This window comes from Vibrio sp. Vb1337, assembly GCF_033338715.1.
Lineage (GTDB): Bacteria > Pseudomonadota > Gammaproteobacteria > Enterobacterales > Vibrionaceae > Vibrio > Vibrio alginolyticus.
In genome coordinates this window covers 1-1,164 of record NZ_JAWOTD010000188.1, presented here as the reverse complement: position 1 = coordinate 1,164, position 1,164 = coordinate 1, and the positions used below count along the sequence as shown (strand labels likewise).

General features: G+C 45.0%; 2 protein-coding genes. Both read left to right on the top strand.

What is annotated here, in order from left to right; translation table 11 throughout:
• A partial coding sequence (gene fliD / locus R7E42_RS24920; RefSeq protein WP_318073223.1) for a flagellar filament capping protein FliD occupies nucleotides 1-757 on the top strand: 757 nt, incomplete at its 5' end.
• 19 nt (nucleotides 758-776) lie between these two features.
• The gene (gene fliS / locus R7E42_RS24915) at nucleotides 777-1,163 is read left to right on the top strand and encodes a flagellar export chaperone FliS (protein WP_020838211.1); all 387 of its coding nucleotides are present in this window, start codon (nucleotides 777-779) and stop codon (nucleotides 1,161-1,163) included.
• Nucleotide 1,164: the final 1 nt, after the last annotated feature.

Below are 1,164 nucleotides of genomic sequence, written 5' to 3'. Positions count from 1 at the left end.
AACGGGCACAGGCCAAGCATGGTTTGAAGATGCATTCACAAACCTTAGTCAAATCAGTGCCCCCCAAGATGCCGTGATCTGGTTGGGTGCAGAGAATACTGGTCTAAAACTCACTAACTCGAGCAATACGTTTGAAGGTGTTATCGATGGCGTAGACATTACCGTAACCAAGGCTCAGACCTCTGGAGAAACCGCGATTGGTTTAGGTATCGGCGCTGATGACGAAGCAACCAAAGAGCAGCTCAATAAGTTCGTAGACGCCTACAACACTTTGATATCTACAATTGATGAACACACACAAATCGGCAGTGAAGATAAAAAACGCGGTGTTCTAGCTAGCGACCCAACCATGCGCTCAATTGAAAGCCAACTATCAAGCCTTGTTCGAGGCGAGCACGGCGGCATGCGCTTAAGCGAAATAGGCGTAACGTTGGATCGCCATGGCAAACTGAAAGTGGACCAAGAAAAATTTGCAGAGGCACAAAAAAACAATAGCGCAGGCTTAGAAGCAATGTTCAATGGCGACGGTGCATTACTTGACTCAATGGATGCCATGGCCGAACCATTCCTCAAATTTTCTTCTGGTGCGTTCAAATCTCGTAAAGAAGCGCTGCAAGCAAACTTAGATCGCCTCTCAGACAAACAAACCACTTTAGAACGTAAGTACGACATGTCGTACAAGCGTTACCTAAAACAATTCACTCAAATGAATACATTAATGACCCAAATGAACCAAACCATGTCAATGTTTGGCTAAGGCTTTAGGAGAAGATCTCATGCTTATGGACTCCGGTTACGACTCATACCAACAAGTCGACCTAGATGCTCAAGCGGCAGCAGCAAACCCTCATCAACTTGTCATCATGCTTATTGATGGCTTACTCGATGAAATTGAACGCATTCGCGGCCATCTTGCTGCGAAGCGTTTGGCAGAGAAAGGCGCTGGCATCAATAAATGTATGAACATTTTAATTGGATTAACCAGTGCCCTTGATGACGAAAATGGTGGCGAAATTGCAGATAACTTGCGCCAACTGTACGACTTCTGTCAAGTCGAACTGTACTACGCAAGCGTACAAAATGACGCTGACCGTTTAATGAACGTCGAACGTGTAATGGGTAATATTCGTGAAGGTTGGATGAATTTTGGACAACAAGCATAAA

Bases quoted from the DNA above. Each gene is read 5' to 3' on its own strand.
- fliS (WP_020838211.1), top strand. From the start codon at position 777: ATGCTTATGGACTCCGGTTACGACTCATACCAACAAGTCGACCTAGAT.